This window comes from Pacificoceanicola algae (assembly GCF_049341065.1).
Taxonomy (GTDB): domain Bacteria; phylum Pseudomonadota; class Alphaproteobacteria; order Rhodobacterales; family Rhodobacteraceae; genus Pacificoceanicola.
The window spans coordinates 1-7,344 of record NZ_JBMPIX010000049.1; the positions used below are offsets into that span (position 1 = coordinate 1).

Below are 7,344 nucleotides of genomic sequence, written 5' to 3' on the forward strand. Positions count from 1 at the left end.
CGCGGGGTGGAGCAGCCCGGTAGCTCGTCAGGCTCATAACCTGAAGGTCGTAGGTTCAAATCCTACCCCCGCAACCAACTTACCAAATAATAACAAAGCCTTAGGCCTCGCATCACGCGGGGCTTTTTGCTTGTGTGCAATCCATGTCAACGCCACGTCAACGTTTGGCGAGTCGCACAATAAATATTCAATGAAATCAACGCGACTTCCCGATGGCGACACTCTGTCATCCGAGGTTGTGGAACACGGCCGAGAGCAACTCGTGCGGTCCGCCAAGGAACGTAAGCGCTACGGCGTGACCCTATGCGGCGAGGCTTGACGGCTGTTCGAAGGACCACGGCATCAGGTCTTCGATGCCGCTTTGCGGATGACCGTCGAGGATCGCGCGGAGGGTGGCGTCGAGATAGTCGACCGGGTTCACGCCGGACATCTTGCAGGTGGCGACCAGTGAGGCGAGCATGGCCCAGTTTTCGGCGCCGACCTCGTTGCCTGCGAAGAGCGCATTTTTCCGCGTCAGTGCAATCGGTCTGATCTGATTTTCGACAGGGTTGGTGTCCATCTCGAGGGTGCCGTCCTCGAGGAAACGGATCAGGCCGGGCCAGTGCGCGAGGGTGTAGCGGATGTCCTCGGCGAGCTGGGATTTCTGCGGGATGCGCGAGAGCTGGGTCTCCAGCCATGGTTTCAGCGCGGCGATGATTGGGGCTGAATGTTCACTCCTGGCGACCAGACGGACGTTCGCATCCTTGCCGCGGACGGTCTTCTCGATCTGATACAGCAGCGCGATCTGGCGCAGCATCTCCTCGGCGATGGGCGAGCCTTCGTTCTCGAAGCGTTTCACGAAGCGGCGGCGGACATGGGTCCAGCAATAGACCAGCTGCCACGGGCCGTTGTCGCGTGTGATCTCGGTCAGCGCGTCGTAGGACTGGTAGGCATCGCATTGCAGGAACCGACCGCGGTATCCTGCGAGGAACTTCAGCGGATGCTCCTTCCCCCGGCCGGGGGCGTAGTGGAACAGCACGATCGGCGGGTCTGCACCGCCATGGCCGCGGTCGTCGGTGACGACGGCCCAGAAGAAGCCACTCTTGGTGGCCTTGCGGCCCGGGTCCAGCACCGGCGCGCGGGTCTCATCCACGAAGATGCGATCGGCGCCGCGCAGATGGGCCTTCATGTGATTGATGACCGGCACCAGGTGGAAACAGGCGCGGCCAACCCAGTTGCCAAGCGTGCCTCGATCCAGATCGATCCCCTGCCGCTTGAAGATCTCGGCCTGGCGGTAAAACGGCAGGTGGTCGCCGAACTTGGACACGATGATCGAGGCGATGAACAGCTCCGTGGGCAGCCCGCCGGGCACGACATGCTCGGGCGCATGGGCCTGCGCCACGGCTTGCGAGCAGCGGCGGCAGGCGTATTTGGGCCGCCGCGTCACCAGCACTCGGAACTGGGCCGGGATCACATCCAGCCGCTTGGACACGTCCTCGCCGATCCGGGCCATCTCGCCGCAGCCGCAGGGACACTGGGTGCTGGCAGGCTCTACGACGCGCTCGACCCGGGGAAGATGCGCCGGCAGATGCCCACGGTTGCGCTTGTGCTTGCTGGGCTCCTCACCGCGCGCCCGTTGCAGCGCGGCCTCGGCCTTCTCCTGTGCAGCCTCAAGCACTCCCTGGGCCAGTTCGGCATCCTCCAGCGGCAGATTGAACTGGTCGGGCGACAGCTTCTCGGAGCGCTTGCCGAACCTCTCGCGTTGCGATGTGCGCAGGATATCTTCCAGCCGGCGATTGGCTTCCTGCACCTCAGCCAGCGCCGCCTCCACCTCAGTCAGGCGAGCTTTGAGAAGGGCGTTTTCCCGGGTGAGAACGGCGGCATCCATGAGCCAAAGTGAATCATGAGACACCCGTTCTGGCCAGCAAAAACAGAAGCTTCCTGCGTCCCCAGGCGATCATCCCGCCGCCAGCGGGCGCCGCGCGCGCTCCGGCCGGACCAGCCGCCAGTCCAGTCCTTCGAACAAGGCCGCCATCTGGGCGGGGGACATCCGCATCACCCCGTTCTGCACCTGCGGCCAGACGAACTTACCGCCCTCCAGCCGCTTGTGCACAAGCACCATCCCGGTCTGATCCCACATCAGCAGTTTGATCCGGTCCGCGCGTTTCGACCGAAACACGAAGACGGCGCCGCAGAACGGATCGAGCCCGAACATCTCCTGAACCGCCACTGCCAGCCCGTCGATCCCCTTCCGGAAGTCCAACGGCCGCGTCGCCACGAAGACTTTCACCGGCCCACCCTGGCCGAACATCATGATGCCGCGGCCCGCGCCGCGCGGATCGCCCGCGTCAGTTGCCTTTCGTCGGTATCGGCCCCCGCTCGGATCACGACATCGCCCACGACAATCTCCAGATCGGATGCGGCACGCGCCGTCGCCGCATCCACTGCGCTGTCGTCGACCACCAGTTCCGCGAACATCGGAAGCATCGCCAAGCTCTCGGGCAGCATCAGGTTGCCTTTGCGTATCTGCTTGCGCCAGTCGTAGATCTGCCAGCGCGTGGTGCCGTGCTTGCGCGCGACATCGGCCACCCTCACCCCCGGCATCATGCTTTCCGCCGCGATCCGCGCCCGCTCGGCTTTCGTCCGCCGCCGACGCCCGCTGGGTCCCTCGATCACCTCGAGCCGGGAAACCCCAACACCCGTTGAGCCGTCCAAATGGACGCCCATTTTGCCGTCTCTTTCCAAAATCCAACACCTCCGCCGCACGTGTGAGCGCAGAATGGCCGGATCACATCAGCAATGGCAGGAGGGGGTCGGCGTCGCGCTTACCAAGGAACTAGCATTGATTCTGGACGAAGCGGCCAGAGCTGAGATAATGGCCGACTCCGCCGCTACGCGGGACTGAACGTGCGCCTGTGTTCAAACCGTCTAATCGTCTCGTGCACTGCACACGGTGCGAAAAATTCAAAATCTTTCAACAACATGTACTTCTCCGATTGCCGATCTCGGCGCAGAAAACCGGCGCACACACGCAAAAGTAGACTGAGTTAAGGCAATATGTTAAAAAGATTCTTTTAAGGTGAGGCATAATGACGTTCATAGTGTCCTTAACAAGGCTGACCGCTGTCGCGTGCACTGCATTGCTTGCTTCTCAAGCGGCAGCACTCCCAGAAATCGATGAGCCGACATCTCTCTCTGGGGGCGGAGCAACTATTGAAGTCGTTCCCGACTCCGAAGATCCAAACAAGTTCTACATCTTTCCTATCGGACTTGAGTTCACTCGAGATGGTGATGGAATTCCTAATGCGTCATTTCAGCATTGGGGAATATCGAAGCCAGATCAGGAAGGCTCGGGTGCCAACATAACGTTTGGGATCAAGCCCGTTTTCGATGTAGAGACAAGAGATAAGGTGCTTGAAGCACTTCATCAAAACAATCCAAGTATCTCAATCGCTCAAATTCCTATTGAGCGGAGTTATTACGATGTTGTGATAACGGACAACTTTGCAAGCGATCCCACTTACGTGACACCCGCGCAACTAATCGATACGTATACTAAAGATAACATCAAGTACATGGCATCATTGGGTGAACAAGGCATTCAGGTGACCAACTTTGGTGCTGAGCCAGTAGCGCCCAATGTCTTGGAGTCAATTCAAGGAGGTCCCGGTAATGCCCCGTTTGCGACAACTTTCAAGCTTTCAAGCCTCGCAGGCCGCTTAGCTGGTGAGTTTAATCCTGAAGTTGAAAGTCAGGAATTTTTTGCGGTTCGCTATAGATATATGGTTCGTGGTGTTACGCCGAAGTTTCGTGTCGAGTTGAAAGTCAATTGGAAGAAAACCTTTGAACACTTTCAGGCAAGGTTTGGAGGGGGCTTCTGGTTCTGGAGATCGAGCCACGTAGTAGACATTCAGGAAATGAAGCAGTCTGGGGCGATTGAGCTCAAGATCACTGATGGCGGAATTGATGAAAGCACTCAAGCTCTAGTAGATAAGGTGTTTGAAACGTTGGTGAATGCTCGAATTAATGGATCAGGGATGTTTGCGCCTCAACTCAAGCCTGGGATTGGTGCGACTGCGGCTGGAAGCCCTGGGGGTTCAATTTTTGGTTGGAGCTTCAATTCAAATTCCTCGTTTCAGAAGCTAACTGAGGAGGTCAACCAGGACTTCATTATCGATAGCCGAGACATCGTCAGTCGCTCGTATTCTCTCGGAATTCCGTTTGGCCTTCAATGCACTTCATTTCCACAAAAATTTCAGAATCTTTCTGATCCAGGTGAACCATGTCTAACCCCGGAGATGATCGAGTCGGCGCGTACTAGAGTGCTTACATGCATTTCTAAGGACATTGCGGAAGAATGGGCGGCAGCAGAGGCACTCTCAGAACCTTTCAGAACAAGGCAATTAGAGCGCCTTGAAAAATTTTGTGGGGCTTGAGCAATGAAAGCGAAAATGCACGCCTTCTGCGATTTGAAGGGGGCCTTGGTATCGCTCTTGATTGCAGTACTTGGATCACATTGCGTTGCCCAAGAAGTGGATGGCAGTCCACCGATCGACACTTTCAAACTTAATGATACAACAACCGTGCTTCCAAGCCGCCTCACCTTTTTAAATTCAGGTGAATCAACAGTGTCGACGCAACTGCTTTCAAGGCAGGCTATTGATGGAACAGTCGGGTATGCTTGGAATATCACCTTCCAATACCTCTTTGATGTGCCGGTCGACGAAGAAATAGCTGCTTTTGTGGAAAGCGAAAAATGGTCTCTTCCGCAGACAGTTGAGTTTCGTACCTATGTGTCGGCAAACATAGAGGGACAGTCGGCGGGTTTTTTGGTGGACAGTGGCACTACTAACTTGCGTGGTATTCTGGCGTCTTCGTTCGATCTAGAATTTGTGAACAGCAAGGAGTTGACAGATTTTATCGCGTCCGGAGCGATTGTAAATGTTGTAACGGTGATAAAGTTTGCACAGATAACTTCTGTGGTTCCTGATACTGACCAGATCCGCCAAATAATTGTAGACTATCTGGGGAATAATGTTGTTTCGCCAAAGGCTCCTGTTCTGGAAACTTACTCTCAGTTGCGGACTGAATATCCTGACGTTGTCGGACGGAACCCGGTGTTAGTACTAAGCTCTATTGCTTCCGTGTTTGAAGCATCGTCAATCGAAATAGATCTGAGCGGCGAGCCGAGGCTGGTGATCCCTCCAGCATTTGAGATCAATATTAACGCGACTTTTTCCGCGCCGAGAAATCTAAGGTTCTCAGATCAATCGTTTGCGATTGGTGCTATCAATCTTTGTGAGGATGGCGACCTCGTGATCCTTGAGCTTGGAACGACAGGATGTGAGAATGTTCCAGATCTTATTGACCGTTTTGAATAGCTTAGATAGAACAGCGCATTTTTTCAGTGCATGTATCTTGGCCCTGTCTTTTGCGTCAGGGGGCTATGCGCAGACGTTCGCGTCTCTGCCCAACTTTGATGACGTAGTATATGTCGATGAGCCAGTTGTAGTCTATCGCGACTACAGTGCACGGAACCGATTTTTTGTTGTCCCTCAGACAGTCCTTGGAAACGATGAGTGGTCAATATCCGTTTTATATCAACGTCAGAATGGTAGGCTTAATGGCAATGCTGTGCTCAGCGGGCCTGCTCTTATCGACGATGACGTACTCGAGAATGTTTTGACTGCGCTGAGCTCGATATCTCCAAATCCGGATCTTGTTGTGGTTCAACCCCAGCACAGCGAGTACCGTGTAAGGCTATTTGGCTCTAAAGCTACCGTAACGGATCGCTTTGTAGTAAATCCTATTGGTGAAGAGGTCTCTGTGTCCTTCGATCTCGAAGAGCTACCTTTGAGATCCTTGTTGCATGATACCTCCTATCTGGTTGACGTTGGAATACTCACGTTCAAATTCTCTGTACGGGGTGTTGAATTCGATAGAAACTTTAATCCAGTGCTTACGCGCCGGTGGTTTAATATTCATTCACCGATCGATGGCAATTGCATCAGCTATCCTGAGAGATTTTTAAACGTTGTGACTGGCCAAATCGGGTGCATCTATTCGATCGAGGTAAGTCGTTCTGACACGATTAGAGTTCAGCGGTTCCTTCGCGAGCGTGGATACTATTCGGCCGGAATCGATGGCGTTATCGGACCGTTTACTAGGGATGCGGTTAGGGCGTTTCAAAAAGACCAAGAAGTATTCGCCGACGGATTAATTACGAGGCGGTTGATCGATAGTATTGCGTTTTTGCAGCAATCTGACAAAGCGCCATCCGACATCAGTACTACTAATGATGCCGAGCAATCGCAAACCGAAACGTCGGCACTTGATCAATAGTACGTCGGACCTTTTTTGGGACTAGATATATACGGCAAGGCTCGGACCGATGATTAGAGCTTAGAGCAGCTAGGAGAAATTTGAGGGGACATAGAAGAACACTTAGTCCACGCGAACTTCTTGATCGCATGTCCCAAAGAGCTTTATCAAGCCCATGCTCGCATGCTCAAATCGGTAGAGGTTTTTTCCTTGGTGCTGTATTAGGTATGCTGGATATCCATCATGACAACCGCTAACCGATACTTGACCACTCTTCGCTACAGTGAAATCAAAGCGATAGTCAATGTCAGGCATTACCGCGACACCCGAAGCTGTAGTACCTTCCAGAGTAAACGTAACGACGTCGTCGGTGAATAACACCGACGAAACTTTAAAATTATCACGGATGCTCGAAACTTCAAACTCGATGACACCTAGGTTGATTTTCGATGTTCCTGTCGAAAACGAGCTGGTGACTGTTTCATCAGAAAAGTTCACAAAATAGAAATGCTGAGACTTTACGCCAGTTTGCGGGTCGAAATCGAGTATTCGCGATTCAACCAGTCCTTCCTGACTAGATTGCGCGTTTGCGGGAACTCCGCTTAGTGCGCCAAGAGCTAAGAAGCAGAGGGTTACCAGGGAAGTATGGAAAGAACACATGGTATTTCTTGGCCTCTAGTGACATTTCTTTGTCTTATGTTATCATAGCGCGAAAATCTTCTCTATCGACAGTTACGCTGTAGTTGCCTTTTCCAACTCGGCCTCCTGACCTCAAAACTTGGGGCAAAGCGTCTACAAATCTAGGGTCGCTTCAGTGCTTCATTTTGAGATATACTCAAACTTGGCGAGGTCTTTCACACTTAGCTATGATCTGTCCGGAAACAGGGATAGCGCGAAGGTCTTCAAGCACAGGCTACTGGTGAAACTCTTGCTTGCTCATATTGCTCGTCACTAACGCTGACATCATTAGGTCATGTTGACAAAAGGCTGACCCAAAGGCGGATGGACGTGATGTCTACAAAACCAAGGAAGCTTTCTGCGGTT

The 7,344-nt window shown here is 53.5% G+C and carries 7 protein-coding genes and 1 tRNA gene; 4 read left to right on the forward strand and 4 right to left on the reverse strand.

What is annotated here, in order from left to right:
• Positions 1 to 77, forward strand: a tRNA-Met gene (locus ACOYQJ_RS25830).
• Between the two features lie 224 nt (positions 78 to 301).
• Here the strand turns inward: ACOYQJ_RS25830 and tnpC are convergent.
• The 3 genes from tnpC to tnpA form a co-directional block, all read right to left on the reverse strand.
• Entirely contained in the window at positions 302 to 1,867 is a 1,566-nt protein-coding gene (gene tnpC / locus ACOYQJ_RS25835; RefSeq protein WP_422908758.1) for an IS66 family transposase, read from the reverse strand.
• 69 nt (positions 1,868 to 1,936) lie between these two features.
• Positions 1,937 to 2,293: an IS66 family insertion sequence element accessory protein TnpB gene (tnpB, locus tag ACOYQJ_RS25840; protein WP_422908759.1), complete on the reverse strand. Its 357-nt coding sequence runs from the start codon at positions 2,291 to 2,293 to the stop codon at positions 1,937 to 1,939.
• Positions 2,290 to 2,706, reverse strand: coding sequence for an IS66-like element accessory protein TnpA (gene tnpA / locus ACOYQJ_RS25845; protein ID WP_422908760.1), 417 nt, complete (start codon positions 2,704 to 2,706; stop codon positions 2,290 to 2,292). Before tnpA ends, tnpB begins: the two co-directional genes overlap by 4 nt.
• Before the next feature lie 362 nt (positions 2,707 to 3,068).
• Here tnpA and ACOYQJ_RS25850 point away from each other — a divergent pair, with 362 nt between their 5' ends.
• Genes ACOYQJ_RS25850 through ACOYQJ_RS25860 form a run of 3 tightly spaced genes read left to right on the forward strand, consistent with a single transcriptional unit; the run spans position 3,069 to position 6,321 of the window.
• The gene (locus tag ACOYQJ_RS25850) at positions 3,069 to 4,415 is read left to right on the forward strand and encodes a hypothetical protein (protein WP_422908761.1); all 1,347 of its coding nucleotides are present in this window, start codon (positions 3,069 to 3,071) and stop codon (positions 4,413 to 4,415) included.
• Between the two features lie 3 nt (positions 4,416 to 4,418).
• Positions 4,419 to 5,360: a hypothetical protein gene (locus ACOYQJ_RS25855; RefSeq protein WP_422908762.1), complete on the forward strand. Its 942-nt coding sequence runs from the start codon at positions 4,419 to 4,421 to the stop codon at positions 5,358 to 5,360.
• Entirely contained in the window at positions 5,329 to 6,321 is a 993-nt protein-coding gene (locus tag ACOYQJ_RS25860; RefSeq protein ID WP_422908763.1) for a peptidoglycan-binding domain-containing protein, read from the forward strand. Before ACOYQJ_RS25855 ends, ACOYQJ_RS25860 begins: the two co-directional genes overlap by 32 nt.
• Positions 6,322 to 6,423: 102 nt before the next feature.
• Here ACOYQJ_RS25860 and ACOYQJ_RS25865 read toward each other — a convergent pair whose 3' ends face one another.
• Positions 6,424 to 6,960 carry a DUF3238 domain-containing protein gene (locus ACOYQJ_RS25865; RefSeq protein WP_422908764.1) on the reverse strand — a complete coding sequence of 179 codons (537 nt, stop codon included), beginning with the start codon at positions 6,958 to 6,960 and terminating at the stop codon, positions 6,424 to 6,426.
• Positions 6,961 to 7,344: the final 384 nt, after the last annotated feature.